Source organism: Streptomyces sp. NPDC048441 (assembly GCF_043200235.1).
Lineage (GTDB): Bacteria > Actinomycetota > Actinomycetes > Streptomycetales > Streptomycetaceae > Streptomyces.
Map to the genome: position 1 here is coordinate 114,593 of NZ_JBICXM010000011.1, position 25,842 is coordinate 140,434.

Annotated in this window: 25 protein-coding genes; 8 read left to right on the plus strand and 17 right to left on the minus strand. The window is 70.9% G+C overall.

From position 1 onward, the window contains the following. Positions 1-16: 16 nt before the first annotated feature. Positions 17-1,057: a zinc-binding dehydrogenase gene (locus ACGFSB_RS26095; RefSeq protein WP_393403834.1), complete on the minus strand. Its 1,041-nt coding sequence runs from the start codon at positions 1,055-1,057 to the stop codon at positions 17-19. Between the two features lie 74 nt (positions 1,058-1,131). Beyond that, entirely contained in the window at positions 1,132-2,325 is a 1,194-nt protein-coding gene (locus ACGFSB_RS26100) for an FAD-dependent oxidoreductase (RefSeq protein ID WP_393403836.1), read from the minus strand. 162 nt (positions 2,326-2,487) lie between these two features. On the opposite strand from ACGFSB_RS26100, the gene ACGFSB_RS26105 reads away from it, so the two are divergent. Then, positions 2,488-3,165, plus strand: a complete 678-nt coding sequence (locus tag ACGFSB_RS26105) for a pentapeptide repeat-containing protein (RefSeq protein ID WP_393403839.1) — start codon at positions 2,488-2,490, stop codon at positions 3,163-3,165. Positions 3,166-3,641: 476 nt separating this feature from the next. Here ACGFSB_RS26105 and ACGFSB_RS26110 read toward each other — a convergent pair whose 3' ends face one another. From ACGFSB_RS26110 to ACGFSB_RS26120, 3 genes are read right to left on the minus strand one after another with little or no spacing between them, the layout of a single operon-like run. Beyond that, the gene (locus tag ACGFSB_RS26110) at positions 3,642-4,148 is read right to left on the minus strand and encodes a hypothetical protein (RefSeq protein WP_393403842.1); all 507 of its coding nucleotides are present in this window, start codon (positions 4,146-4,148) and stop codon (positions 3,642-3,644) included. Between the two features lie 53 nt (positions 4,149-4,201). Beyond that, positions 4,202-4,891 (minus strand): response regulator, encoded by a 690-nt coding sequence (locus tag ACGFSB_RS26115; protein WP_393403844.1) that lies wholly within the window; start codon positions 4,889-4,891, stop codon positions 4,202-4,204. Further along, positions 4,888-6,066 (minus strand): sensor histidine kinase, encoded by a 1,179-nt coding sequence (locus tag ACGFSB_RS26120; RefSeq protein ID WP_393404239.1) that lies wholly within the window; start codon positions 6,064-6,066, stop codon positions 4,888-4,890. Before ACGFSB_RS26120 ends, ACGFSB_RS26115 begins: the two co-directional genes overlap by 4 nt. A gap of 304 nt (positions 6,067-6,370) precedes the next feature. Here ACGFSB_RS26120 and ACGFSB_RS26125 point away from each other — a divergent pair, with 304 nt between their 5' ends. The 4 genes from ACGFSB_RS26125 to ACGFSB_RS26140 all read left to right on the plus strand — a co-directional run bounded on the left by ACGFSB_RS26125 (position 6,371) and on the right by ACGFSB_RS26140 (position 10,274). Further along, positions 6,371-6,928, plus strand: a complete 558-nt coding sequence (locus ACGFSB_RS26125; RefSeq protein ID WP_393403846.1) for a heme-binding protein — start codon at positions 6,371-6,373, stop codon at positions 6,926-6,928. A gap of 97 nt (positions 6,929-7,025) precedes the next feature. Continuing rightward, positions 7,026-7,628: an ankyrin repeat domain-containing protein gene (locus ACGFSB_RS26130; RefSeq protein ID WP_393403850.1), complete on the plus strand. Its 603-nt coding sequence runs from the start codon at positions 7,026-7,028 to the stop codon at positions 7,626-7,628. 2 nt (positions 7,629-7,630) lie between these two features. After that, on the plus strand, positions 7,631-8,752 hold the full coding sequence (locus ACGFSB_RS26135; RefSeq protein ID WP_393404242.1) for a hypothetical protein: 1,122 nt from the start codon (positions 7,631-7,633) through the stop codon (positions 8,750-8,752). 73 nt (positions 8,753-8,825) lie between these two features. After that, positions 8,826-10,274: a M1 family metallopeptidase gene (locus ACGFSB_RS26140; protein WP_393403853.1), complete on the plus strand. Its 1,449-nt coding sequence runs from the start codon at positions 8,826-8,828 to the stop codon at positions 10,272-10,274. A gap of 61 nt (positions 10,275-10,335) precedes the next feature. Here ACGFSB_RS26140 and ACGFSB_RS26145 read toward each other — a convergent pair whose 3' ends face one another. From ACGFSB_RS26145 to ACGFSB_RS26170, 6 genes are all read right to left on the minus strand, one after another. Then, positions 10,336-11,973, minus strand: coding sequence for a M4 family metallopeptidase (locus ACGFSB_RS26145; RefSeq protein ID WP_393403856.1), 1,638 nt, complete (start codon positions 11,971-11,973; stop codon positions 10,336-10,338). A gap of 130 nt (positions 11,974-12,103) precedes the next feature. Further along, positions 12,104-12,715, minus strand: a complete 612-nt coding sequence (locus tag ACGFSB_RS26150) for an NAD(P)H-dependent oxidoreductase (protein ID WP_393403859.1) — start codon at positions 12,713-12,715, stop codon at positions 12,104-12,106. 10 nt (positions 12,716-12,725) lie between these two features. Continuing rightward, positions 12,726-13,241 (minus strand): GNAT family N-acetyltransferase, encoded by a 516-nt coding sequence (locus ACGFSB_RS26155; RefSeq protein WP_393403861.1) that lies wholly within the window; start codon positions 13,239-13,241, stop codon positions 12,726-12,728. Between the two features lie 77 nt (positions 13,242-13,318). Then, positions 13,319-14,191 (minus strand): phosphoenolpyruvate hydrolase family protein, encoded by an 873-nt coding sequence (locus ACGFSB_RS26160; protein WP_393403864.1) that lies wholly within the window; start codon positions 14,189-14,191, stop codon positions 13,319-13,321. Then, positions 14,188-15,432, minus strand: a complete 1,245-nt coding sequence (locus ACGFSB_RS26165; RefSeq protein ID WP_393403867.1) for a Tm-1-like ATP-binding domain-containing protein — start codon at positions 15,430-15,432, stop codon at positions 14,188-14,190. Before ACGFSB_RS26165 ends, ACGFSB_RS26160 begins: the two co-directional genes overlap by 4 nt. A gap of 183 nt (positions 15,433-15,615) precedes the next feature. Beyond that, positions 15,616-16,191 carry a TerD family protein gene (locus ACGFSB_RS26170; RefSeq protein ID WP_393403870.1) on the minus strand — a complete coding sequence of 192 codons (576 nt, stop codon included), beginning with the start codon at positions 16,189-16,191 and terminating at the stop codon, positions 15,616-15,618. 195 nt (positions 16,192-16,386) lie between these two features. On the opposite strand from ACGFSB_RS26170, the gene arfB reads away from it, so the two are divergent. Further along, complete coding sequence (gene arfB / locus ACGFSB_RS26175) at positions 16,387-16,824, plus strand: alternative ribosome rescue aminoacyl-tRNA hydrolase ArfB (RefSeq protein WP_393404245.1); 438 nt, start codon at positions 16,387-16,389, stop codon at positions 16,822-16,824. A gap of 104 nt (positions 16,825-16,928) precedes the next feature. On the opposite strand, the gene ACGFSB_RS26180 is transcribed toward arfB, so the two are convergent. Further along, positions 16,929-17,420, minus strand: a complete 492-nt coding sequence (locus ACGFSB_RS26180) for a flavin reductase family protein (RefSeq protein WP_393404248.1) — start codon at positions 17,418-17,420, stop codon at positions 16,929-16,931. A gap of 465 nt (positions 17,421-17,885) precedes the next feature. On the opposite strand from ACGFSB_RS26180, the gene cdgB reads away from it, so the two are divergent. Together cdgB and ACGFSB_RS26190 are read left to right on the plus strand one after the other, a co-directional pair. Next, a complete protein-coding gene (cdgB, locus tag ACGFSB_RS26185) occupies positions 17,886-19,559 on the plus strand; it encodes a diguanylate cyclase CdgB (protein ID WP_393403873.1) in 1,674 nt (557 codons plus the stop codon). A 75-nt stretch (positions 19,560-19,634) separates the two neighbouring features. Then, positions 19,635-20,615: a carbohydrate-binding protein gene (locus tag ACGFSB_RS26190; protein WP_393403876.1), complete on the plus strand. Its 981-nt coding sequence runs from the start codon at positions 19,635-19,637 to the stop codon at positions 20,613-20,615. Between the two features lie 21 nt (positions 20,616-20,636). Here the strand turns inward: ACGFSB_RS26190 and ACGFSB_RS26195 are convergent, their stop codons facing one another. The 5 genes from ACGFSB_RS26195 to ACGFSB_RS26215 form a co-directional block, all read right to left on the minus strand. Further along, complete coding sequence (locus ACGFSB_RS26195) at positions 20,637-21,497, minus strand: ketose-bisphosphate aldolase (protein WP_393403879.1); 861 nt, start codon at positions 21,495-21,497, stop codon at positions 20,637-20,639. A 51-nt stretch (positions 21,498-21,548) separates the two neighbouring features. Next, the gene (locus ACGFSB_RS26200) at positions 21,549-22,481 is read right to left on the minus strand and encodes a 1-phosphofructokinase family hexose kinase (RefSeq protein WP_393403882.1); all 933 of its coding nucleotides are present in this window, start codon (positions 22,479-22,481) and stop codon (positions 21,549-21,551) included. A 179-nt stretch (positions 22,482-22,660) separates the two neighbouring features. Further along, positions 22,661-23,803 carry an N-acetylglucosamine-6-phosphate deacetylase gene (nagA, locus tag ACGFSB_RS26205; protein ID WP_393403884.1) on the minus strand — a complete coding sequence of 381 codons (1,143 nt, stop codon included), beginning with the start codon at positions 23,801-23,803 and terminating at the stop codon, positions 22,661-22,663. Continuing rightward, a complete protein-coding gene (locus tag ACGFSB_RS26210) occupies positions 23,803-24,762 on the minus strand; it encodes an ROK family protein (RefSeq protein ID WP_393403887.1) in 960 nt (319 codons plus the stop codon). Before ACGFSB_RS26210 ends, nagA begins: the two co-directional genes overlap by 1 nt. 106 nt (positions 24,763-24,868) lie before the next feature. Further along, entirely contained in the window at positions 24,869-25,777 is a 909-nt protein-coding gene (locus ACGFSB_RS26215) for an SIS domain-containing protein (protein ID WP_393403890.1), read from the minus strand. Positions 25,778-25,842 lie beyond the last annotated feature (65 nt).

The following is a 25,842-nucleotide window of genomic DNA, read 5'->3' on the forward strand; positions in this document are numbered from 1 at the left end:
TTGTTCTTGTTCTTGTTCACGGGATCAGTACCACCTTGCCCACCGTGCGGCGGTTCTCCAGGTCCGCGTGGGCCCTTGCCGCCTCCGACAGGGGGTAGCGCTGGACCGCCGGGGTGAAGTGGCCCTTCGCCGCTTCGGCGAGTGCCGCCAGCTCCAGGGTGCGGACGGGGTTGTCGCCGCCTGCCTTCCGCATCATCACCGGGCCGAGTACGCCGGTCTGGGTGATGCCGCGGGCCGCCAGCTGCTCGTCGGTGAAGGTCAGGGGTTCGCCGTCGTGGAGGCCCTTGCCCGACCAGCCGAAGACGATGTGCTCGCCGCCGGGGGCGAGGAGGTCCACTGCGGCCAGGCCTGCCTCACCGCCCACTCCGTCGAAGACGACGGTGGCGCCGTTCGCGCCGTTGGAGCCGTTGGCGTCGTTGGCGCTGAGTTCTGTGAGGTACGTGCGCACCTTGTCCGGCCAGTCCGGGGTCTTGTAGTCGACGGCCAGGTCCGCGCCGTTCGCCTCCACCAGGGCCGTCTTCTCGGGGCCGCCCGCCAGGCCGATCACCGTGGCGCCCGCATGCTTGGCGTACTGGACCAGGAGCGTGCCGATGCCGCCCGCCGCCGCCGGGATGACGGCCACGGAGGCGGGGGTCAGCTCGGCGAACTGCAGGATTCCCATCGTCGTACGCCCTGTGCCGATGAGTGCCACGGCCTGTGCGTCGTCGAGGTCTTCGGGGATCTCGTGCAGGCGGGATGCCTCTGTGACCGTCAGTTCGGCGTAGCCCCCGGGCGCGAAGCCGATGTGGGCCACGACGCGTTTGCCGAGCCAGCTTTTTTCGACTCCCTCGCCGAGTGACTCGACCGTGCCTGCCACCTCGCGCCCCGGGATCGTGGGCAGGGCCGGCAGTTCGGGGAGCGGGCCCTTGATTCCCGCGCGGATCGCGGTGTCCAGGAGGTGCGCGCCCGCCGCGGTCACCGCGATGCGGACCTGGCCGGGGGCCGGGCTCGGGTCGGGCGTCTCCTCGTACGTGAGGTGCTCGGCGGGGCCGAAGGTGTGCAGGCGGATGGCGTGCATGGTGGCTGGCTCCTCGGGCGGTGGTGAGGCGGTGGTGAGGTGGTGGTGAGGTGGTCGTTCACCAATGTCGTACCTCAAGCGGACTTGAGGTCAAGCCTCGTCGAGGTCAGTGCCAGCGTCACCGCCTTCAGGGCGCTGTTGAACGAGACCTCGGAGAGCAGGCCGGGCGCCGCGACCTGATCGCCCGCCAGGTATACGCCGTCGCCGCGGTCGATCGCGGGGCGGTCGCGCCAGGTGGTGCCGGGGAGGTCGAGTGCGCCGGTGCGGCCGTTGGACACGGCGTCGCGGCGCCACATCAGGCGCTCGCGCCAGCCGGGGAAGCCGAGGTCGAGCAGGTGGTCGGCGCGGGCGGCGCCGTCCGTCTTGGACTCGTCGGGGGAGAGCGGGATCTGGGCCTGGATGAGTTCCTGTCCTGCGGGGGCGAGGGTGTGATCCTGGGTGGTGAACCGTTCGATCCAGCCGGTCCTGTCCAGGTCGGAGACCACGAAGAGGTCGCCCCTGCGGGAAGTCAGGGCCAGGTCGATGAGGGTCGTGCGGGCGCTGTCCCAGTGCAGGGAGTCGTCCTTGAGGAGCTGGCGGGCCGCGGGGAGGGAGGTGGCGATGATCACCGGGCCCTCGGTGGCGGTGGAGAGGGCGCCGACGTCGTCGATGCGGGACAGCGTCTCCACTCGTACGCCCAGGTTCCAGGCGAACGACGCCATGCGGTCGATGATCGTGGCCCAGCCGCCGCGCGGGTAGTGCGCTTCCGGGGGCAGCTTCGTGGCGCGGCGCAGGCGCTCTTGCAGGAACCTGGCGGAGAGGCTGCCGGGGTCGTGGTGGAACGTCGCCACGGCCATGTAGTGCGCGGCGGCGCGTGCGCCTTCCTCGCCGGCCTCGCGGGTGGCCCAGGTCATGAAATCCTCGTCCACCGGGGCCTGTTCGGGCTTGCGGCGGAGCAGTTTCAGCATTGCGAGGGGTGGGGTTCGGCGGAGCCTGCCCTGGTGGTGGAGGCGGAGCCGGGTGCCTTCGATGGGCGGGAGCTGGGCGAGCGGGCCGATGAGGTCGCGCTGCTTGAGCCAGGCCCAGTGAGGGCCTCCGTTGTAGAGGGCGTGCGGGCCTTCGTTCGTGCGGTACGTGCCTTCGGCGGTGCGGGCTCGGCCGCCGAGGGCGTCGTGGGACTCGTGGACGGTCACCTGGGCGCCGGCCTCCGCGGCGACGATGGCCGCGGTGAGGCCGGCGAAGCCGCCGCCGATGATGGTCAGGTTGTTGCGGTTCCTGGGTGCGGTCATGGGGGGCTGCTCCTGTCGTGGGCGGGTGTGTCTGTGCCTGTGCCTGTGTCTGTGCCTGTGTCTGTGTCTGGTCGGTGCTTCTGCTTGGTACGACGGTGGGGGTGCCCTGGATGTGACATCGGGGGGCCTGGCGTTGTCAGTGAGTGGGTGCACGATGGGGGCATGGCACAGAGGGATGCGGCAGTGGTGAAGAAGGCTCGGCGGCCTGAGGTGCGGTTGCCTGAGCTGCGGGCCTTCAACGAGGGGCGGCCGGCTGAGCTGGAGCCCGATGGGGATTACGACGGGGTCGAGTTCCGGGACCTCGACCTCGGGGGGCAGGACGGCGGGGGAGCGCTGTTCCTGGACTGTGCGGTGACCGGGTGCGGGGTGACGGAGACCCGGCTCAACAGGGCGCGGTTCGTGGACTCCGTGCTGAGCGAGCTGCGGGGGGTCGGCACGGAGCTGGTGGAGGCTTCGTTGCGGGACGTGGAGGTGGTGGACGCGCGTCTTGGGGGTGTTCAGCTGCACGGGGGTGTGCTGGAGCGGGTCGTCGTGCGGGGCGGCAAGATCGACTATCTGAATCTGCGGAAGGCGCGGTTGAGGGACGTCGTCTTCGAGGGGTGCGTGCTGGTGGAGCCGGACTTCGGGCAGGCGATGCTTGAGCGGGTGGAGTTCGTGGGCTGTGTGCTGAAGGGGGCGGACTTCAGCGGGGTCCGGATGAAGGACGTCGACCTGCGGGGTGCGGCTGAGGTGGACATCCTGCGGGGGATCGACTGCTTGGCCGGGGCGGTGATCAGTACGGGGCAGCTGATGGATCTGGCGCCGGCGTTTGCTGCGGAGGTGGGAGTGCGGGTGGACTAGCGGCCGGCTGTGTGTGGGTGGGGAGGCCTGCGGCGCCTGTGGCGGGTGGGGTGGGGGTTTGTGTAGCGGCTTCGGTTTGTCTGGGCAGCGGGGCCGCGCCGGTATGTCCGTCCTCGCTATCGTCCAGTGGCCCCATGGGTACTTCGGCCCCGGAGTGCCGCGAACCGTGCTCCGGGCGGAAATACCGACACGACCCCGCGCGAGCGCTGCCGACAGCGGGTGCATCGGGGCTGAGCCCGGACGGCCGGGGCGTGTTCGCAACCCTGCCGCCGAGTTCACCACCCCACCCGCCCACGCCATACTGCCCGCTACCCACCCACCGGGCGTACGGGCCACCCGCCCACCCCTCAATCACTGCAGGGCAATCGGGCGGGTGGGTGGGAAAGCTTGTTCGGCACAAGCAACGCTGCGGGGTGAACGGGCGGGTGGGCGGGAAAGGCTTGTTCGGTGAGCAAGGCTGCGGGGCCAGGGAAAAGCTAGGCTCCCAGGGCCCGGGAAAAGCGAGACTGCAAGTCCCAGATCGCCGGGTTGTCCGCCAAGGACTCGTGGAGGTCGGTGAGGTCCGCGATGAGATCCTGGAGGAAGTCCCGTGCCTCGCGGCGGAGTTCGGAGTGGGAGAACGTCAGCGGGGGCTCCTCCACCCGCATCCAGTCCGCCTCGATGTCGACCCAGCCGAAGCGGCGGGTGAACAACATGCGGTCCGTGGACTCCGTGAAGTCGAGCTCCGCGTATTGGCGCCGCGAGGCCCTGCTCCCCATCGGGTCCTGGTCGAGCCGCTCGACGATGTCGCACAGCGCCCACGCGAAGTCGAGGACGGGAACCCATCCCCAGGCTGTGGACAGTTCCCGGTCGGCCTTGGTGTCCGCGAGATACACATCCCCGCAGAACAGGTCGTGCCGCAGCGCGTGGACGTCCGCGCGGCGGTAGTCGAACTGCGGGGGGTCCGGGAAGCGGCGGGAGAGGGCGTAGCCGATGTCGAGCACGTGAGTGATGGTGTCATGGCCCCGGAGGGGGGTGGACTGGACGGCTCTGCTCGTCAGGGCAGCAGGCGCTGTTCCTTGGCTACCGCCACCGCTCCGGCACGCGTGTCGACGCCGAGCTTGTCGTAGATCCGGCCCAGGTGCGTCTTGACCGTGGCTTCGCTGATGAACAGTGCGCGGGCGATGTCGCGGTTGCCGAGCCCGTGGGAGAGCTGGGCGAGGATGTCGAGCTCCCGGTCGGTGAGGGTGGGCAGCGGCTTGCGCATACGGGCCATCACGCGGGACGCGACCGGCGGGGAGAGCGTGGTGCGGCCCTGCGCTGCGGCGTGGATCGCGGCGAAGAGTTCCTCGGGGCGCTCGGCCTTCAGGAGGTAGCCCGTCGCGCCCGCCTCGATGGCCCGGGTGATGTCGGCGTCCGTGTCGTATGTCGTCAGGACCAGGACGTGGGGTGGGGTGGTGGGGGCAGAGGCAGAGGTGGAGGTGGAGGTGGAGGTGTCGGAGGGGGTTGTGATGTGGCGCGTTGCCTCTACGCCGTCCATTCCCTCGCCCAGTTGCAGGTCCATCAGGACCACGTCCGGGGTCAGCTTCGCGGCGAGCGCGATCGCTTCCTCGCCCGTGCCCGCCTCGCCGACCACCTCGATGTCCGGTGCGCTGCCCAGCAGGGCAAGGAGGCCGGCGCGTACGACGATGTGGTCGTCGCAGACCAGGAGGCGGACCGGGGGAGGAGGGGTTTCAGGGGGCGTCATGGGGTCTCCTGGGGGGAAAGTGGGATCGACACCGATAGCACCGTGCCCTCGCCCGGCGTCGACTCGATCGTCAGTGTGCCGCCCAGCTGCCGTGCCCTGGCGCGGATCGCGGGCAGCCCGTGGCCCCGCCGGTCGGGGGCGGGCGGCGGTTCGGTGGGGGTGAAGCCGCGGCCGTTGTCGGCGATGTCGAGCACCACCTGGTCGTCCAGGTGCGTGAGCGTCAGCGCCGCTGTGGTCGCGTCGGCGTGCTCCGTCACGTTGGCCAGGGCGCCCTGCGCGATACGAAGCAGCGCGGACTGCGTGCGGTCGGGGAGCGGGGCCGGGGTGCCCTCGGCGTGGAAGCGGACCGTGAGGCCCGCGTCCTGCGCGGTCCGCGCCGCCAGCGTCCGCAGCGCTTCGTCGAGGCCGCCGCCGTCGGCGAGGTCGGCGGGCGCGAGGTCGTGCACGAAGCGGCGGGCCTCGGTGAGGCCGCGTTCGGTGATCGACTCGGCCGTACGGACATGGGTGCGGGCCCTTGCCGGGTCCGCGTCCCAGAGGCGGTCCGCTGCCTGGAGCAGCATCTGCTGGCTGGACAGGCCCTGGGCGAGGGTGTCGTGGATCTCCATGGAGATGCGCTGGCGTTCGGCGAGGGTGCCTTCGCGGCGTTCGATGGCGGCCAGCTCGCGGCGGGTGCGGATGAGATCGTCGATGAGGGTGCGCTGGCGGGCGGCCTGGCGCTGCATGTAGAGGAAGACGGCGGTCGCGACCGCTGCCCAGGCAGGCGGTGCGAGCAGGAGGTTCGGGTCGAATTGGCCCGCCAGCTGCAACTGCGCGACGACCACGAAAGCCGTCAGGACGGCAACCAGGAACAGGGCCGCGCGCGGTGGCAGCGTCCGCAGGCCGGTATAGAAGAGCGGCACCGCGCACCACGCGAAGCTCGGCGCGAGTAGGACGATGACGACCCAGACCGTCACGACGAGGAGCAGCCAGATGAGGCGGCGCGGCGCGGTGGGGCGGGCGCCGATGACAGGGCCGAGCACGTAGAGGAGCGCGAGGGAGACCGACAGCGCGATGATCCACGGCGTGCGCGGTTCGCCGGGATGCCGGATCAGGTAGCGGGTCAGCGATGAGCCCAGGAGAAGGAAGAACGCCGTGTGCATGACCGCTGCGAGCCAGCGGGCGTCGGGGTCCGGCATACGGGGGTCGAGGCCCGGTGTGCGCTGCTGTCCCACTGTCGGCGCCTCCTCTCGTACTGCCGTCACGTCGTACCGCCCTCACGGCGTACTGCCGTCACGCGGTCGTTGAACTGGGCAAACACCCTCATTGTGACCCGGTGGGGCCACGAGAGGGTCAACCGATCGGTTGACCCTGGTGTCGGCCGAGTCGCGCGCGGCTCCCAGCCGGTACGTCGAGGGGTGCGCCCCGGATGCGGCCGGAGGATTGATGGCAGAGGGAAACAACCTCCCCCGAACCCCACCTTCACCTCCCGAGGAGCCCCCGATGCAGAAGATCTCCCGCCGCGCCCGTGTCCTCACCATCGCCGCCACCGCCGCCGTCCTCGGCGCCGGAACCTTCGGCGCCGTGTCGGCCACCGCGGGAACCCCCGACGCCGCCACGAAGGCCGCCGTCACCGCCGACGCGGGCAGCAAGAACCTCACGCAGTCGACGCACCTGAACATCGACGCCGCCACCAAGGCCGCCCAGGCCACCCTCGACGCCGCCGAGAAGGAGAACCAGCGCGTCTCGGTCGCCGTGGTCGACCGCAACGGCAACACGATCGTCGAGCTGCGCGGCGACGGTGCGGGACCGCAGTCCCCCGAGTCCGCCGTGAAGAAGGCGTACACCGCCGTCTCCTGGAACGCGCCGACCTCCGAGCTCACCAAGAACCTGGAGAAGACCCCGAACCTGAAGGACATCCCCGGCACCCTGTTCCTCGCGGGCGGCGCGCCGGTGACCGCCAAGGGTGCGCCCATCGCGGGCATCGGTGTCGCGGGCGCCCCGAGCGGCGACCTGGACGAGAAGTTCGCGAAGGCGGGCGTCGCGGCGCTCGGTCGCTGAAGCCGCTGAGCCGCTGAAGTCCTGAAGCCGCTGAAGTCCTGAAGGCATGTTGAGGCTGTTCCCGGTCCTCACCCGTACGACGACGAGGAGAACGATCATGACAAGGACCGTTGACGACCAGCGGCTGCTCGACGCCGCACGGGCCGGGAACGCCACGGCGGTCGGAGCCGCCCTCGACGCGGGTGCCCGCGTCGAGGCCCGCGACGACGAGCTGCGCACACCCCTGCTGCTCGCCGTCCTGGGAGATCATGTCGAGGCCGCCCGGATTCTGGTGGCCGCGGGCGGTGACGTCGACGCACAGGACCATCGCGCCGACAGCCCCTGGCTGGCCACCGGCGTGACCGGCAGCGTCGCCATGCTGCACGTCCTGCTTCCCGCGGGGCCCGACCTGAAGCTCCGCAACCGGTTCGGCGGCATCTCCGTGATCCCGGCGTCGGAGCGCGGCCATGTCGCGTACGTACGGGAAGTCCTGCGCGTCACGGACATCGATGTCGATCATGTCAACGACCTTGGCTGGACCGCCCTGTTGGAGGCCGTGATCCTCGGCGACGGCGGTCGCGCACACCAGGAGATCGTGGTGCTGCTCCTCGCCGCGGGGGCGACGCCCGCTCTCGCCGACCGCGACGGCGTCACGCCCCTCGCGCACGCGGAGCGCCGTGGTTTCGCGGAGATCGCCGCGCTGCTCAGGGGTGCCTCGTGAAGGTGGGCCGGGCGGCGCTCTCCGCCGGGGCCGTTGTCCTGGGGGCCGCCGTCCTCGCGGGCTGCGGCACCGGCGGTGACGGCTCCGCGTCATCCCGCCCCGAGCCCTCACGCCCGACCGCCACGGCCACCCTCCCCACCGAGCAGCGCACCCCCGAAGGCACCCTCCTGGTGGCCGACTTCGGCTCCGGCACCGTCACCTTCGTCGACCCCGAGCGCGGCCCCATCGGCTCCGTGAAGGTCGGCACCGCCCCCTACGGGCTCACCGTGGGGGATGACGGCCGCGCCTGGGTCGCCACCGCCGACGCCGTGGCCGTCGTGGACACCCGTACTCGTGAACGCGTCGACCGCATCCCGTACGAGACGGACAGCGGGCCCGCGGCCACCGGCGAGTACCGCGGCGGCGGCATGGGAATCGCCCTCGCCCCGGACGGCGAGCATGTGTACGTGGGTGTCAACGTGCCCGGCGGCAAGGGCACGTTGGAGGTCATCGACACCGAGAAGCGTGAGGTCACCGATACCGTCCCGGTCGGCCGCCGTCCCTTCGACGTGGACGTGTCGAAGGACGGCCGCGAGGTCTACGCGACCAACCATGACTCCTTCGACGTGACGGTCGTACGCGCCGACTCCCTGAAGCCCCGCCGCATCGAAGTCGCCCCCTATGGCACGGAAGGCGGCCTCGGCTCCTGGCTCAAGCCGCACTACGCCGCCGTACGCCCCTCTGACGGCAAGCTCCTGCTGCCCTTCGAAGGCGAGAAGCTCGTCGTACTCGATCCGCGCACCGGTGAGTCCGACATCGAGCCGATGACGGCCAACACCCATCAGCACGGCGCGCAGATCACGGACGACGGCACGCTGTTCGCGGTCGGCACGGGGCCCATCGACCCCTCGTCGGACAAGGGGCCCTCGCTGACCATGCGTACGAAGGACGGCAAGGAGAAGGTCTTTCCGCTGGAAGGGCCGCACGAGGACGTCGCCGTCTCCGATGACGGCCGCACCGCCTATGTCACCGGCGGCTTCACCCGCGACGGATTCTGGAACGGGATCACCGTCATCGACCTGGAGAGCGGACGCTCGCATCGCCTTCCGGCGGGGGAGCGGCCGTTGGGTATCGCGGTGCTCTGAGCGTTCCGCAGGGTGGTGGGGGCTGGGCGCGCAGCTCCCCGCGCCCCTTACGGGGCGCTCGCACCCCGAACATATGCCGCATAAGATCACACGCGTGCACCTACGATCCACGGCCCTCCGCGGTACCTCCGCCGCCGCTCTCACCGCCCTCGCCCTCACCGCATGTAGCGGCTCCGGAGTGCACGGCACGCCCGGAGCCGACGGTGTGCGCGACCCGTACTTCCCGAAGCTGGGCAACGGCGGCTTCGACGTCGCGCACTACGACCTGACCCTCGGTTACGACCCCGACGCGCGTCACCTCACCGGCAAGGCCGAGGTCACGGCACGGGCCACGCAGGACCTCAGTGCCTTCAACCTGGATTTCAAGGGTCTGGACGTGAAGGGCGTGACCGTCGAGGGGAAGGACGCCTCCTTCCACCGCGACGGGCAGGAGCTGACGATCCGTCCGCCGGACGACCTCGACAAGGGTGAGACGTTCCGCACGACCGTCCGCTACTCCGGCACCCCGGAGACCATCACCGACCCGGACGACTCCGAGGAGGGCTGGCTGCGGACGGAGGACGGGGCGCTCGCGCTCGGCGAGCCGACCGGCTCGATGGCCTGGTTCCCGTCCAGCAACCACCCCTCCGACAAGGCCTCGTACGACATACGCGTCACTGTCCCCGACGGCCTGGAGGCCATCTCCAACGGGGAGCTGACCCGCGAGTCGACCAAGAACGGCCGCACCACCTTCGCCTGGCACAGCGCCGAACCGATGGCCAGCTATCTCGCGACCGTCGCCATCGGGACGTACGAGGTGAAGAAGTCGACGACGAAGTCCGGCATCCCCGTCCTCACGGCCGTCGACCCCTCCCAGGCCAAGAAGAGCGCGAAGGCGCTCAACCGCATCCCCGAGATCCTGGAGTGGCAGGAGCTGAACTTCGGCCCCTATCCCTTCTCGTCGGCCGGCGCGATCGTCGACAAGGAGGAGGACGCGGGCTACGCCCTGGAGACCCAGACCCGCCCCACCTTCCCCGGCGCCCCCGGCACCGAACTCGTCGTCCACGAGCTGGCCCACCAGTGGTTCGGGAACTCCGTGACGCCCAAGTCCTGGCAGGACATGTGGCTCAACGAGGGCTTCGCGACGTACGCGGAGTGGCTCTGGGAGGAGGACCACGACGGCGACAGCGTGCAGGAGACCTTCGACAACGTCTACGCGGGCGACTACTACGACGACAAGGACGACAACGACGCCATCTGGGCCTTCCCGCCCGCGAAGCCGCCGTCCGCCGACCAGATCTCGGACAGTCCGGTGTACGAGCGTGGCGGCATGGTCATCCACAAGATCCGCCAGGCCGTGGGCGACGACACGTTCTACGACATCGTGCAGGGCTGGACGAAGACCCACCGGCATGGCAACGCGGACACCGAGGACTTCACGCGGTACGTGGAGAAGCACGCGGGCGGCGAGGCGGCGCGCGAGAAGGTGCGCGCGATCTGGGGTCCGTGGCTGTACGGGGACGGGAAGCCGGACCACCCCTGAACCGACCGGGCAGAGGGGTGATCCGGCAGCGCTCCAGCGCTCCAGCACTACTGGCTACTTGCTACTTGACGTTCACTCCGGACCAGGCGGCCGCGACCGCCTTCTGCTCGGCGCTGTCCGCGCCGTAGAGGTCGCCCGCCGCCTTGACCGTGGCGGTACGGGCGCCCGCGTAGTCGGTCGTCGACGTCATGTAGACGGACAGGGCCTTGTACCAGATCTGGTAGGCCTTGGTCCGGCCGATGCCGGTGACCGTGCTGCCGTCGGAGGTCGGGGAGTTGTAGGAGACCCCGTTGATGGTCTTCGCGCCGCTGCCCTCGCTCAGCAGGTAGAAGAAGTGGTTGGCGACGCCCGACGAGTAGTGCACGTCGAGGTTGCCGACCTTGCGGGACCAGTTGTCGGCGGAGCTGCCGTCCTTGCTGGGCTTGTCCATGTACCGCAGCGGGGTGCCGTTGCCGCGGATGTCGATCTCCTCGCCGATGAGGTAGTCGCCGATGTCGCTCGCGTTGTTGGCGTGGAACTCGACGGACGTGCCCAGGATGTCGCTGGTGGCCTCGTTCAGGCCGCCCGACTCCCGGCTGTAGTTGAGCTTCGCGGTCGACGCGGTGAGGCCGTGGCTCATCTCGTGACCGGCCACGTCGAGCGAGGTCAGCGGCTTGAGATTGCCCGTTCCGTCGCCGTACGTCATGCAGAAGCAGGCGTCGGACCAGAAGGCGTTGACGTACGCGTTGCCGTAGTGGACGCGGGAGTAGGCGGCCTTGCCGTCGCCCGCGATGCCGTTCCTGTTGAACTCGGACTTGTAGAAGTCCCAGGTCTGCGCGGCTCCGTACGCGGCGTCGACGGCGGCGGTCTGCCGGTTCTGCGGCGTCCCGTCGCCCCACTTGTCGTCGGCGTCGTGGAAGAGGGTGCCGGTGCCCGACGTACCGCCGTTCAGGTCGTACGTCTTGTGCCCGCCGCGGCCGCCGTCGGTGAGGTCGAAGCCGCCGGACGCGGACGCGGTCGAACCGACGGTCACGGAACCGCTGTACTGGCCCGTCCCGGTGCCGTTCTCGATGGCCTCCTGGCTGAAGAGCTTCTTGCCGGTGGCGGCGTCCGTGACGACGTGCAGCTCACTGGGGGTGCCGTCGTGCTGGACGCCTGTCACGACGGTCTCGTACGCGAGGACGGGCGAACTGCCCTTGCCCCCGGCCCAGATGACCTTGCGCGCGTCCTTGGCGGCGGCCTTGCCGGAGTCCGCGGCGGCGACCGCGGACTTCTCGGCGTCGGCGGCCGGCAGTGCGGCGTCCGTCGACGCCACGGATATCCGCCCGCCGTGGGCCTTGTCGACGTTCTTCAGCTTGCCGTTCTTCGCCGTGTGCGCGACGAGGTCGCCGCCGAGGACGGGCAGGCCGGCGTAGGTGCGCTCGTAGCGGGTGTGGACGGTGCCGTCGGTGTCCTTGACGACATCGCGTACGACGAGCTTCTCCTTGCCGCCGAGACCGATCGCATCGGCGGTCGAAGAGGCGTCGGCCTGCGCCGACTTGATGGCCTCGGCTCGCTGCGACGCGCTCAGGCGCAGGGTGGCCGCGCCGGCGCTGTCCTGGTCACCGGCCGCGGTGGCGGCGGTTCCGCTCTGGACGCCGATGACGACCATGGCGGCGGATGCGGCGAGGGCGGCGGCGCGAACAGCGGTCTTGCGAGGGGTGGAGGACTGCTGTCTCACTGGCTCTCCTTGAAGGGGTTCGGCCGTTGTGGGGAGCGGCGGAGAGAGAGTGACACCGGTGACCGGTTGATTGACGGTTCACGAACAACTCTTTACTTGTTCTTGTCCGAATGGTGCAGCCCAATGTCCGTTATGCGTACGGATCGAGGAGGGCGGCGGCCTGCTCTCTGGCCTCGCGCAGCCAGGCGGCCCGCTCTTCGCCGGTGGAGTCCGAGACGGTGCGGAAGACTCGGCGGCGTACGTCGCCGACGCCGACGTAGGGCAGCACGCAGGCGGCCCAGACGCGCTGGAGGGGGTCGCCGAACTCGCCCTCCTCGCGGGCGGCAGGCGTGTCGGAGGTGTTGAGGACGAGCGCGCGCCCGGCTTTCAGGAGCCCGGCGGGCTCCCCGTCGGCGCTCCCCAGCTTGTAGGCGACGCCGGGCGCGAGGACGCGCTGGACCCAGCCGGTGAGGATGGCGGGCGGCATCCCCCACCAGTTGGGGTGGACGAACACCATGGCGTCCAGGGTGGCCACTTCGGCGCGGTGCCGTGCCATGAGGGGGTCGTCGGCCACGGGGGCGGCGTCGTCGACCGTGCCCGTCCCGTCGGCGGGCAGCAGGGGGTCGAACCGCTCGGCGTACAGATCGTGCACGACGACACGGCAGCCGAGGCTGCCCAGCTCACCGGCGACGGCATCGGCCACGGCATGGTTGAAGCTGCCGGGGCGCGGGTGGGCGAGGTAGACGGCGACGGACTTGGTCATGAGTTCCCCCTCAATCCAATGGCTTACGGAGCACGGAGCAAGGGCGGTCCGCGAGGCGGTCCCTGCGGTGGTCGATCACCTCGTACCCGAGCGCGCCCCAGAAGGCGAACCCCCGCTCGTTCCCTTCGAGGACGGCAAGGCGCACCCCCTCCCGCCCGGCCGCCAGGAACCGCTCCTCGATCTTGCCCACCAACTCCCGCCCGTACCCCATGCGCTGGACGCGGGTGTCCACCATCAGCAGCCCGATCCACGGGTCCGGATCAGCGGGGTCGGGGTGCCGGTCGAGCGTGATGCCGACCCCGACGACCCGCCCCTCTGAGCGTGCGAGGAGCACCGAGGCCCCCGGCACGGCCAGCTCGTCCGCGAGCGCGGCGGCGACCTGTTCGGGGCGGATGTCGTCGGGGTCGGGGAAGTCCCCGGAGAGGGCGTGGAAGGCGCGGTTCGAGGCGTAGAGGGCGGTGAGCTCGGTGAGCAACTCGCCGGGGAGCGCGCCGCTTTCCGTGGAGACGAGCGGTTCGAGGATCATGCGGCGCAGGTTAACGGGGGAGGGAGGAGGTCGCGCCGCGCCTCGCTGCGACCGGCGGTCTCAGGTGTGCGGCTTGGTCAGGTACGTGGTTTGAGGGATTTGAAGGCCCGGGTCTGATCCGTGATCGCCCGTTCCGTCGGGAGGCGTTCGATTGAGGACGCGCCGAAGAACCCCGCGATTCCTGTGGTGTGGGACAGGACGTACGCCGCGTCCTCCGGCTCCGCGATGGGGCCGCCGTGGCAGAGGACGAGGATGTCGGGGTTCACCGCCTTCGCCGCGTCATGCATCTCCTGGACCGCTGTTGCCGCTTGGTCGAGGGTCATGGCCGTGCCCGCGCCGATCGCGCCCTTGGTCGTCAGGCCCACGTGGGGGACGAGGACGTCCGCGCCCGCTCGGGCCATGTCCGCCGCCTGGGCGGGGTCGAAGACGTAGGGGGTGGTGAGGAGATCGCGGGCGTGGGCCTCGCGGACCATGTCCACCTCGAGGCCGTAGCCCATGCCCGTCTCTTCGAGGTTCGTGCGGAACGTGCCGTCGTAGAGGCCGACCGTGGGGAAGTTCTGGACGCCGGTGAAGCCCATCGCCTTGAGCTCGTCGAGGAAGCGGCCCATGTCCCTGAACGGGTCCGTGCCGCACACCCCGGCCAGGACCGGGGTGTCCTTCACCACCGGGAGCACCTCCCTGGCCATGTCCACCACGATCGCGTTCGCGTCGCCGTACGGGAGCAGGCCCGCCAGGGAGCCGCGGCCCGCCATGCGGTAGCGGCCGGAGTTGTAGATGATCAGGAGGTCCACACCGCCCTCCTCCGCGCACTTGGCGGAGAGGCCTGTGCCCGCTCCCGCCCCGATCACCGGACTGCCCGCCGCCACTTGGGCGTTGAGGCGGGTGAGGGCCGTGTGGCGGGTGATGCCGGTCATCGTCTGGTTCTCCTCGCGTAGGAGTGTGTCTGTCACGGCTTCAGCGCTCGTGCGCCGATCAGCTCGTCCAAGCGGTCCGCCATCGCCACCGCGAACGCGGTGTCGTTGATGTGCGCGTCCACCTCGTGCAGCCGTACGCCGCTGCCCCGCACCGTCGTCCGCAGTGCCGAGAGCCCGGCCTCGTCCGCCGCCTTGTCCTCGAAGGGGCCGCCCTCGATGTCCACCGCCGAGACGCCGCGCAGCGGCCAGAAGAACTCGGCGGGGCCGCGCGACGCCGCGAGTTTGTGGCCGATGGCTGCGCCGAGGGCCGCCATCTCCTGGGCTGTCGTACGCATCAGGGTGACCGTGGGGTTGTGGACCAGGAGGCTGCGGTCCGCGAAGCGGGGCGGGACCGTCGGCTCCGGGCCGAAGTTGACCATGTCCAGGGCGCCGGGGGCGACGACCTGCGGGATGCCCGCGCGGCCCGCGGCCGTGAGGCGGTCGGGGCCCGCCGAGAGGACTCCGCCGACCAGCTCGTCGGCGAGTTCCGTGGTCGTCAGGTCGAGTACGCCGGCCAGCAGGCCGTCGGACGCCAGCTTCTCCACCGCACGGCCGCCCGCGCCCGTCGCGTGGAAGACGAGGACCTCGTAGCCGAGTTCGTCCAGTCGGGTGCGGGCCGCGTCGATCGCGGGTGTCGTCACGCCGAACATCGTCGCGGCGACCACCTTGCGGCCCCGGCCCGCCAGTTCGTCGTGGTTGCGTTCATAGCGGCGGGCCATGCCCGCGGCTGCCGCCGCAGCGTTGCCGAGGACCTGGCGCGAGACCGCGTTGATGCCGGAGATGTCCACGACGCTGTACATCAGGGTGATGTCGCTGCTGCCGACGTACGGCGAGACGTCGCCGCCCGCCATCGTGCTGACCAGCATCTTCGGCACTCCGATCGGCAGTGCCCGCATCGCCTGCGCGGCGATCGACGAGCCGCCGCTGCCGCCCGCCGCGAGCACCGCGTGCAGCCTGCCTTCGCGGTGCAGGCCGAGCACCACCTCCGTCACGCCGTCCGCCATCGCCGCCACGGCCGCGCCCCGCTCGCCCGAACTCCGCAGCTTCGCCAGGTCGTGCCCGGCGGCGCGGGCCACCGCGTCGGCCGATACGTCGGCGGAGGGCGTCTGTGGGGGTGGCGGCAGTATGCCGGTGTCGATCAGGAGTACGTCGCTGCCGTACTCCCTGAGTCGCTCGCGCAGCCAGGCGTACTCCTCGCCCTTGGTGTCGAGCGTCCCGACCAGCACGACGGTCGCCATGGCCCTCACACTCCTTTGTGTGTCGTGTGTCGTGTGTCGTGTGTCGTGTGTCATGTGGTGGGTGGTGCTGACGAATTCTCCGGTTTTGCGGCCGCCGCTGCAACGACGAGGGCCCCCGGCGGAGATTCCACCGGGGGCCCTCGTCGACTGGCCATCGACTGGCTGTCGTCTCGCTTACGAACCTCAGACGTTGACGCCGAAGTCCTTCGCGATGCCGACGAGACCCGACGCGTAGCCCTGGCCGACCGCGCGGAACTTCCACTCCGCGCCGCTGCGGTACAGCTCGCCGAAGACCATGGCGGTCTCGGTGGCGGCGTCCTCGGAGAGGTCGTAGCGCGCGATCTCCGTGCCACCGGCCTGGTTGAGGATGCGGATGAAGGCGTTCCGCACCTGGCCGAAGTTCTGCGAGCGGGTCTCCGCGTCGTAGATCGAGACCGGGAAGACGATCTTGTCGATGTCCGCCGGGAGGCCCGCCAGGTTGACGTTGATCTGCTCGTCGTCACCCTCGCCCTCACCGGTGGTGTTGTCACCGGTGTGCACGATGGTCTGGTCCGGCGTCGACTTGTTGTTGAAGAAGATGAAGTGACCGTCGGAGAAGACCTTGCCCTGCGGGTTCACCGCGATCGCCGATGCGTCGAGGTCGAACTCGGTGCCGGTGGTGGTGCGGACGTCCCAGCCGAGCCCCACGGTGACGGCGGTCAGGCCCGGAGCCTCCTTGGTGAGCGAGACGTTGCCACCCTTGGACAGGCTTACTGCCATTGTTGGGAGTCCCTTCCCTCGTTGCTTAAGAACGGGCTTCGTTCTGGGGACGAAGCTACCGTCACCCGTATGAACGTCGACCGGGGTCCAAGAGGTTCCAGTTCCTTTTACTTTCTTTACTCGCCCCGGAACCCGCCCCGGAAATCAGGGTGCCACCCGAAATCAGGGTGACGTGGACCGGACAGACGCGGGACCATAGGACTCATGTCCGGTCCCTATGTCATCCGCGGCTCCGTCTCCCTGCCCGAGGCCGAGCTCATGTGGCGATTCTCCAGGTCGTCAGGGCCGGGTGGCCAGCACGTCAACACCAGCGATTCGCAGGTGGAGCTGAGGTTCGACCTGGCCAGGACGGAAGCGCTGCCTCCGGTCTGGAAGGAGCGCGCCCTGGAGCGGCTCGCCAGCCGGCTCGTCGGCGGCGTCGTCAGCGTCCGGGCGTCGGAGCACCGTTCTCAGTGGCGCAACCGCGAGATGGCGGCCACCCGCCTCGCCGCGCTCCTCGCCGAGGCCACCGCACCGCCGCCGCGGCCCCGCCGCGCCACGAAGATCCCCCGGGGGATCAACGAACGGCGGCTCAGGAACAAGAAGCAGCGCAGCCAGACGAAGCGCGGGCGCGCGGGGGAGGGCTGGGGCTGAGCCCCGGCGAGGCAGCCTCCACCCCGGCCGTCCCCGGCCCCCTCCTCACGGCAGCAAACAGTCCCGGTAGCAAAGGCCGCCCGCCCGGAAATCCCCGGATCGGCTCAGCCCAGCGTCCGGTACTTCCCCTTGAAGTACGCCAGCGGTCCACCGTCCGCGCTCGGCACAGCAGCCGAAAGTACGCGCCCGACGACCAGGGTGTGATCACCCGCCGTCACTGTCTGTTCCGTCCTGCACTCCAGTGTCGCGAGCGCGCCGCCGACCAAGGGCGCCCCGGACTCCTCGCCGCGCACGTAAGGGATGTCCTCGAAGAGGAGGCGGTCGCTGATCCGGCCCTTCATGGCGAACCGGCCCGCGATGTGGCGCTGGCTCTCGGAGAGCACCGAGACGCCCCACAGCGGCTGCTCGGCGAGCAGGTCGTCCATCCGGGAGCCCGCACGCAGGCTGACCAGCACGAGCGGCGGGTCGAGGGACACGGAGAGGAAGGCCGTCGCGGTCATGCCGACGTCCTCGCCGACCGGTGCCCGCGGGTCGTCCGCGTCCAGTGACGGCTCGCGCGCGGTCACCAGGACCACACCCGCGGCGAGCCGGGACATGGCGGCACGGAACTCTTCGTTGCTCACCCCCACAGGATGCCCGTCCGGGGACGGGGCTCGGGGGGATGGCGGGGCGGGGGGAGTCGCGGGAGCGCTCTCCGGAGATGTCTTCAGTACGGGAACCACAAGAGCGACGCTAACCTCGCCGCACCCGCCGCCACATCGGGCCGAGGGCCGAGACCGGGCCTAGGACCGAAGGCGGAGCAGGGGGCGAAGAGGGGGCGAAGGAGGTCGTGCGGGCCGTCTGCCGGGGAAGTGGACTGGACCAACGAAGGCTTCCCATCTGTGACTTGAGTCACAGGGCCCATATTTTGTTGACCCTGTGTACCGGGTGAGCTGCTCGCTGTGATTCAGTGACGGTGGCAATCAGACACTGAGGGAACTCAGGCACTACTCAGTACTGAGGGAACACTAAGGGCGCTGCGAATCCTGGAGTTGCTGTCGAGGTCTCGGGGAGAGCGAGCAATGGAGACCGAGTCGGAGCCGTACGTCCGTCTTGCGACCCTGCGGCAGCTGCATCAGGTGGTGGCGGATCTCAACACGGCCCGGAGCCTGGCGGACACGCTGCAGACCGTCGCCGACGGCGTGGTGAACGGCCTTGGCTATGAGCTGGCGTGCGTCAATCTCGTGCGCCCGGACGGCGACCTCGTCGTCGCCGCCTTCGCGGGCAACACCGCCGCCGAGGCCCTCATCACCGGGCGCGTCGGCTCCCGCGACGCCTGGGAGAAGCGGCTCGCCATGGGCGAGGCCTGGGGCGCCCTGAGGTTCATCTCGTACACCGAGGGCTGGATCCTCGACGAGGACGACGTCCCGCAGTGGTACACCGAAGGACCGGACCCCCGCTTCGAGGACGAGTGGCACCCGTCCGACCGCCTCTTCGCCCCCATGTACGCGACGGGCGCCGCCGGCGGTGAACTCCTCGGCGTGATCTCCGTGGACCGGCCGCGCAACGGCCGCAAGCCCGGCGCCTGGGGCCGCGAGGCCCTCCAGATGTACGCCTTCCAGGCAGCGATCGCGATCAGCAACGCACGGCTTCGCGCCAACATGCAGCGCGCCCTGGTCCGCCTGGAGCGCGAGCAGCAGGCGCTGCGGGCGAGCGAGGAATCCTTCCGGCAGGCCTTCGAGTACGCCCCCTCCGGCATGGCCATCGCCGAGATGGGCGGCGACCAGCACGGGCGGATCCTGCGCACGAACGACGCCCTGTGCCGCCTCCTCGGCCGCCCCGCGTCCGCGATGCGCCGCTACAGCTTCTCCGACCTGGTCCACCCCGAGGACATCGGCACCCTCCTGCGGACCTCCGCCGAGGGCGGCCGTGCCGAGCTGCGCCTGGCCCGGCGCGACGGGACGTACGTCTGGGTGTCCCTGCGCAATTCGGTCGTCGCGGATGCCGCCGACGGACCGCGCTTCCTCCTCACCCACGTCGAGGACATAGAGGACCGCAAGCGCCGCGAGCTCCACCTCGCGCACCGCGCCTCGCACGACTCCCTCACCGGCCTGCCGAACTCCGCCGAGCTGCGCTCCCGCCTCAGCGCCCGTCTCTGCCGCAGGCCGCACGCGGGCCAGCCGAGCGCGGTGGACTCGCTGGACGCGGCGTACGACGGCGTGTACGACGCCGACGGGCAGCACAGCTTCGACTACGGCTCGAACAACGCACACGCCCTCCGGCAGGAAGGCGACGGCTTCGACCATCACGTGCACACCGTCGCGCCGCCCGAGGCGCGGGACGGCACGGACGACGGCACGAAGGGCCTCGCCGTGCTCTTCTGCGACCTCGACGGCTTCAAGTCGATCAACGACCGCTTCGGGCACCACACCGGTGACGCCGTCCTCATCGAGGTGGCACGGCGGCTCACCAGCGGCGTGCGCGACGGGGACACGGTCGCCAGGCTCGGCGGTGACGAGTTCGTCGTCCTCGCCGACGGGCTCTGTCGCGCCGACGCGCAGGACCTCGCGGTGCGGCTGCGGAACGCGATCATTCCGCCGATCCGGGTGGACGGGCGTGCGGTCCGGGTAGGGGCCAGTTTCGGGATCGGGTGGGCGCATTGCGGGATGTCGGCCGACGAAGTGTTGCACTCCGCTGACCAGCGGATGTACGTGGAGAAACGCTCACGTGCCAAGCAGCACAGACGGGCCGGATGAGGCCTACGCCACCCCTTGGGCCCATCCGGAGCGGGTAGGCTCCCCCGGTCAGCGATATGAGGGAGTGACCTGGGAATGACGCCCGGCAACAACGGCGAGCAGACGCCGAACGCGCCAGAGGGCGACGACGACGTGTTCGGCTATCTGTACGAAGACGGACAGGCAGCCGGCGCCACGCCGCCCAGCGGCGGAGGCGGCTACGGATACCCGGGTACGCGGTCCTCGTACAACCAGGTGCGCGCGGTCGGCGACCGCCGTCCCAACGCCTACGGCACGCAGGCATCGCCCACGTACGGCCAGCAGGTGCCCCCGCAGCAGCAGGCCTACGGCCAGCCGAACGCGCACTACGCCGCTCCGGAGACGCAGCCCGGCGGAGCCCCCGCGACACCGCAGTACACCCCGGCGTCCCGCGGCTCCGGCGGTCGCGGCGGCGGCCCCAACACCAAGGGCCTCCTGATCGCCGCGATCGCGGTCGTCGCGGTCGTCGCCATCGGGATCGGCGCCGCGATGCTGTCCGGCGACGACAAGGGCGACGACAAGGAAGCGGGGGGCGGCGCCACGCAGGGCGAGACGGTGAAGCCCAGCAAGGAGCCGTCGAAGGACCCGGCGGACCCGGTCGAGCTCCCGAAGACGGACGCGAAGGCGCTGAAGCTCGAGGGCGGGACGACGACGGCTTCGGACATCGAGGGCGCGGAGTCCGGCGGCGGTGTCTACGTAGGAGGGTTCGACAAGGTCGGGGCCCAGGTGACGTGGTCCGTCAACGGCATCCCCAAGAGCGGCTCGTACAGCCTCCACGTGAAGTACGGCGTTCCCGGCAAGGACTCCAACGCCACCATCCTCGTGAACGGCAAGAAGCAGACCCGACCCCTGAACATGGGGAACTTCTCGAAGGCGGAGGAGGGGGACTGGGAGAAGGGCTGGACCAACACCTGGGCGGTGGTCCAGCTCACCAAGGGCACCAACGCGATCACGCTCACCTGCGCTCAGAGCGACCTGTGCGGGACGGCCGGGGCGAACATCGACCAGTTGTGGCTCGTGGAGGGCAGCGAGGGCTGAGCCCTCCGCACCCGCCTGAGGTCACTCCTGGGGTTGCGTCAGCAGCCCCAGGAACCCCGCCACCGTCCCGGCCATCGCCTCGCGAGCCGGGGCGAGGTATTTCCGGGGGTCTACGCCCTTCTCGTGGGCGCCGAGGTAGGCGCGCACCTCACCCGTGAACGCCGTGTTCAGCGCCGTGCCCACGTTGATCTTCACCATGCCGGACGCCACCGCGGCCCGGATCTCCGCGTCGGGCACGCCACTTGAGCCGTGCAGCACGAGAGGTACGGGTACGGCCGCCGCGAGGGAACCGATCAACCCGTGGTCCAGGGATGCCGTGCGCGACGTCATCGCGTGGGAGGAGCCGACCGCCACCGCGAGCGCGTCCACGCCCGTGGCGGCCACGTACGACGCCGCCTCCGCCGGGTCCGTCCGTACGCCGGGCGCGTGCGCGTCAAGCGGCGCCTCGCCCTCCTTGCCGCCCACCTTGCCCAGTTCCGCCTCGACCCAGATGCCCCGCTCGTGGCCCCAGCGGACCGCGTCCGCTGTGGCCTTGACGTTCTCGGCGTACGTCAGCTTCGACGCGTCGAACATGACCGAGCTGAAGCCCTCGGGGTGCGCGGCCCGGAGCAGCTCCGGGTCCGTGACGTGGTCCAGGTGCAGGGAGAGGGGAGCCGCCGAGTCCCGCGCCACCGCCGCTGCCGCCGCGGCTATCGCGGAGAGGCGGCCGCCGTGGAACTTCACGGCGTTCTCGGAGATCTGGAGGATCGCGGGGGCGCCCGCCCGCTCCGCGCCCGTGGCGATCGCCTCCGCGTGCTCCAGGGTGATCACGTTGAAGGCGGCGACTCCGCGCCCTGCCGCGCGCGCGGCGGCGACCAGTTCGCCGGTGGATACGAGTGGCATGGTGGATGTCCCCAATTCCTGGGCCGACAAGGCCCGTTGTGCAGCGCGTCGTCACGCCGCGGCGGCCTCCCGGGTCACCGCGACCCGCGCGAGCAGGTCTTCGTACGTCGATGCCACGAACTCGCCCGCCACGGGCGAGGCCACCGTCGCCGCCGAGAGCGCGACAGCCCGTGCGAGGCGCTCGGGCCAGGGCAGTTCCTCCACCAGGCCGGAGAGCAGGCCCGCGACCGCCGAGTCACCGGCGCCTGTCGGGTTGCCCCGCACGCGGGTGGGCGGGACCGCCAGCCAGGTGCCGTCCGGCGTGACGGCGCGCAGGCCCTTGGCGCCCAGTGAGGCCACCACCGCCTGCGCGCCCCTGCGGCGGGCGTCACGGGTCGCCTGGGCGGGCTCGTGGGCGCCGGTGAGCTCGGCGAGTTCGTCGGCGTTCGGCTTGACGATGTCGGGGCGGGCGGCGACGCCACGGCGCAGCGGCTCCCCGCTGGTGTCCAGGAGTACGGGGACCCCGGCGGCGCGTGCGGTGCGTACGAGGCCCGCGTACGCCCCGACGGGGACCCCCGGCGGCAGGCTGCCGCACAGGGCGACGGCGGATGCGCCGCCGCGCAGCAACTCGTCGTACGTCTCCCGGAACGTGGCCCACTCGGCGGGCGATACGGTCGGGCCCGGCTCGTTCAGCTGTGTGGTGTCGCCGGTCGCCGCGTCGACTATGGCGAGCGTGCGGCGGGTGGCGCCGTCGACGGGCAGGAGGGCGTCCGTGATGCGGGGCTCGTGCCTGAGGCGGTCGTGCAGGGTGCGGCCCGTGTCGCCGCCCGCGAAGCCGGTCGCCGTCACGTCGTGGCCGAGGGCCGCGAGGACGCGGGCGACGTTCAGGCCCTTGCCGCCGGGGCGTTCGATGACCTCGGTGACGCGGTGCGAGGCGTGCGGGGTGAGGGCGGGGACCCGGTAGGTGATGTCGAGAGCGGCGTTCAGCGTGACCGTGAGGATCACTTGTCACCCACCCTCGAAAGACCCGGGACCATCAGCCCCGAGATCACTGGAGAACGCGCTTGCTGCCGTCCTCTTTCGGGGCTGATCATGCCAAACAGAAGCCGGTTGGCCCAGGGGTCCGGGCCAACCGCCTCTCGCCGTTGCCTTTTCAACGAGTGGTGAAATCGCATGAGTTGGTCCTAATTGGGAGCAACTACCCACTCGCCCTCGCGCATGACGCCCTTGAGCTCGAAGTCCGCGTCGAGGACCACCAGGTCGGCGTTCTTGCCGGGCTCCAGCGAGCCGATCTCGTCGTACATCCCGAGGAGCTTGGCCGGATTGGCGGAGATGGTCCGCACGACATCCTCGACCGGCAGCTTGTCGATGGTCACCGACCGCTTGAACGCGCGGTCCAGGGTGAGCGTCGAGCCCGCGATCGAGCCGCCATCGACGAGCCGCGCGACGCTGTCCTGCACCTCGACCTCCAGCGGGCCGAGCATGTACCGCCCGTCGCCGAAGCCCGCCGCGTCCATCGCGTCCGTGATGAGGGCGGTGCGGGCCGCGCCCGCGTGGTGGAAGGCCAGCTGGAAGGCGGCGGGGTGCAGATGCGTGCCGTCGTTGATCAGCTCGACCGTGATCCGCTCGTCCTCCAGGAGCGCGGCGATCGGACCCGGCGCGCGGTGACCGAGGGCCGGCATCGCGTTGTAGAGGTGCGTCGCGACGGTGGCGCCCGCGTCGATGGCCTGCACGGTCTGCTCGTACGTCGCGTCCGTATGGCCGATGGCCGCGATCACGCCGTGCTCCGCGAGGAGGCGTACGGAGTCGATGCCGCCCGGCAGCTCGGTGGCGAGCGTGAGCATCTTCGCCCGGCCGCGGGCCGCGTCGATCAGCTTGCGGACCTCGGCGGGGTCCGGGTCGCGCAGGAGCGCCTCGCTGTGCGCGCCCTTGCGGCACGGCGAGATGAAGGGGCCCTCGAAGTGGATGCCCGCGATGTCGCCCTGCTCGGCGAGCTCGCTGAGCAGGCCCGCCCGCTGGGCGAGGAAGTCCATCTCGCCGGTGACGGTCGACGCGACGACGGTCGTGGTGCCGTGCAGGCGGTGCGTGTGGACGCCCTTGAGTACGTCGTCGACGGTGCCGGAGGTGAAGGAGGCACCGCCGCCGCCGTGATTGTGGATGTCGACGAAGCCGGGGACGACCCAGTGGCCGGGGGCGAGATCGATGACCGCCGCGTCTTGTGGGCTGCTCCCGGCGATGCGCGTGCCGTCGACGATCACACGGCCGTTGGGGACGGTCCCGGTGGGCAGGACCACCTGGGCACCGGCGAGAACCTTGCTAGTGGCCATCAGGCGGTTACCTCCGTGGAGTCGATGGGGCGGTCAGGGGCGCTGAGGAGATCCCAGGCGAGCAGGCCCGCGCCCAGGCACCCGGCGGTGTCCCCGAGGGCGGCCGGGACGATGAGGGGCTGGGTCTGGAACGTGACGATGCGTGCCGTCATGGCCGCCCGCAGGGGTGTGAACAAGGTTTCCCCGGCCTCGGCGAGACCGCCACCGATGATCAGGGTGTGCGGGTCCAGCAGAGTGAGGGCGGTGATGAGACCGTCGGCGAGCGCGTCGACCGCGTTCTGCCAGACCTCCATGGCCCGCGGGTCGCCCGACTCCACGGCCTTCGCGCAGTCCGCGGCGTCCGCGTCGGGGTCGCCGCTGGCCGCCGCCCAGGCCTCGCTCACCGCGGACGCGGAGGCGAGCCGCTCCAGACAGCCGCGCTGGCCGCAGCCGCAGGGCGGTCCTCCGGGGCGTACGACGATGTGCCCGATCTCGCCCGCGGAGCCGTGGGCGCCGGGCTCGATGCCGCCGTTGATCCCGATGGCCCCGGCGATCCCCGTCCCCAGGGGCACGAAGAGGAACCGGTCGGCGCCCTTGCCCGCGCCGATCCGGCCCTCGGCGAGGCCGCCGGTGCGTACGTCGTGGCCGAGGGCCACGGGTACGCCTTCCAGCCTGCGGCTGAGCAGCTCCCGCATGGGGACGTCGTGCCAGCCGAGGTTGGAGGCGTAGACCGCGATGCCGCGCTCGGTGTCGACGATCCCGGGGATCGCGACACCGGCCGCGGCGGCGGGTTCCCCGAACTTCTCGATCCCGTGGGCGCGGAGGTCGGCGGCGAAGTCGAGGATCGTCTCGACCACGGCGTCGGCCCCGCGCTCCCGGCCGGTGGCCCGCCGCGCCTCGTACAGAAGCGTGCCGTCCGCCCCGACCAGGGCGGCCTTCATTCCGGTGCCGCCCACATCTAGGGCGATGACGTGTCTCACGGTGACAGTCTCGCGCGAGACCCGCGAGAGGTCTAGTCCACTTCGGGGGTGATGCGGGGTAATCGGGTGAGTGCGCGGGGAGACATCCGCCGCGAAACGGCGGTTACTAGCTCAGGATGACGCTCCGCGTCAGGTTCCGGGGCCGGTCCGGGTCGAAGCCCCGCGACTCCGCGAGGGCCACCGCGAGCCGCTGGGCCCGGATCAGGTCCGCCAGGGGGTCCACCTCCTGGCGGGCGACCAGCTCCCCGCCCACCCGGGCGACATCACCGGCAAGACCTTCCGGCAGCACCCCGAACATCCACGCCACCCGACCGGGCCCCGTGATGGCGATCGGCCCGTGGCGGTACTCCATCGCCGGGTACGACTCCGTCCAGGCCCCCGCCGCCTCCCGCATCTTCAGCGCCGCCTCGAGGGCGAGCCCGTACGTCCAGCCGCGCCCCAGGAACGTCCACTGCTCAGCGGCGAGCGCCGCCGGAGGCAACGGGTCCGTCACCGCGAGCTCCGCGTCGGCCGCGGCCTCGGCGACCGACTTCACGCCGGGGATGTCGCCGAGCCCGGCCCGCAGGAAGGCGAGGGCGGTCGTCGCGAAGCGGGTCTGGACGACCGACTGCTCGTCCGCCCAGTCCAGGACCGCCACCGAGTCGGCCGCGTCCATGACCGGGGAGGCCTCCGTCCCCAGACTGGGGGTGGCGGTGAGGGCCGTCGTCGGGACCACGCCCTTCAGCCGGCCGAGCAGCTCAAGGACCTCCGTCGTCGTACCGGAGCGGGTGATGGCGACCACCCGGTCGTACGTCCGGCCCGCGGGGAACTCCGACGAGGCGAACGCGTCCGTCTCGCCCTGCCCCGCGGCCTCGCGCAGCGCCGCGTACGCGATGGCCATGAACCACGACGTCCCGCACCCGGTGACGGCCACCCGCTCGCCCGCCTTCGGCAGTCCGTCGAAGGTGAGAGCGGCCTCGGCCGCCCGGTGCCAGCAGGCGGGCTGGGTTGCTATCTCTGTTGCGGTACGCGACATGCGCCAAGGCTCCTTGCCAGTGCGGAACTTCACGAACGGGACGTGCTTAGCAGTCGCCCGGCCCT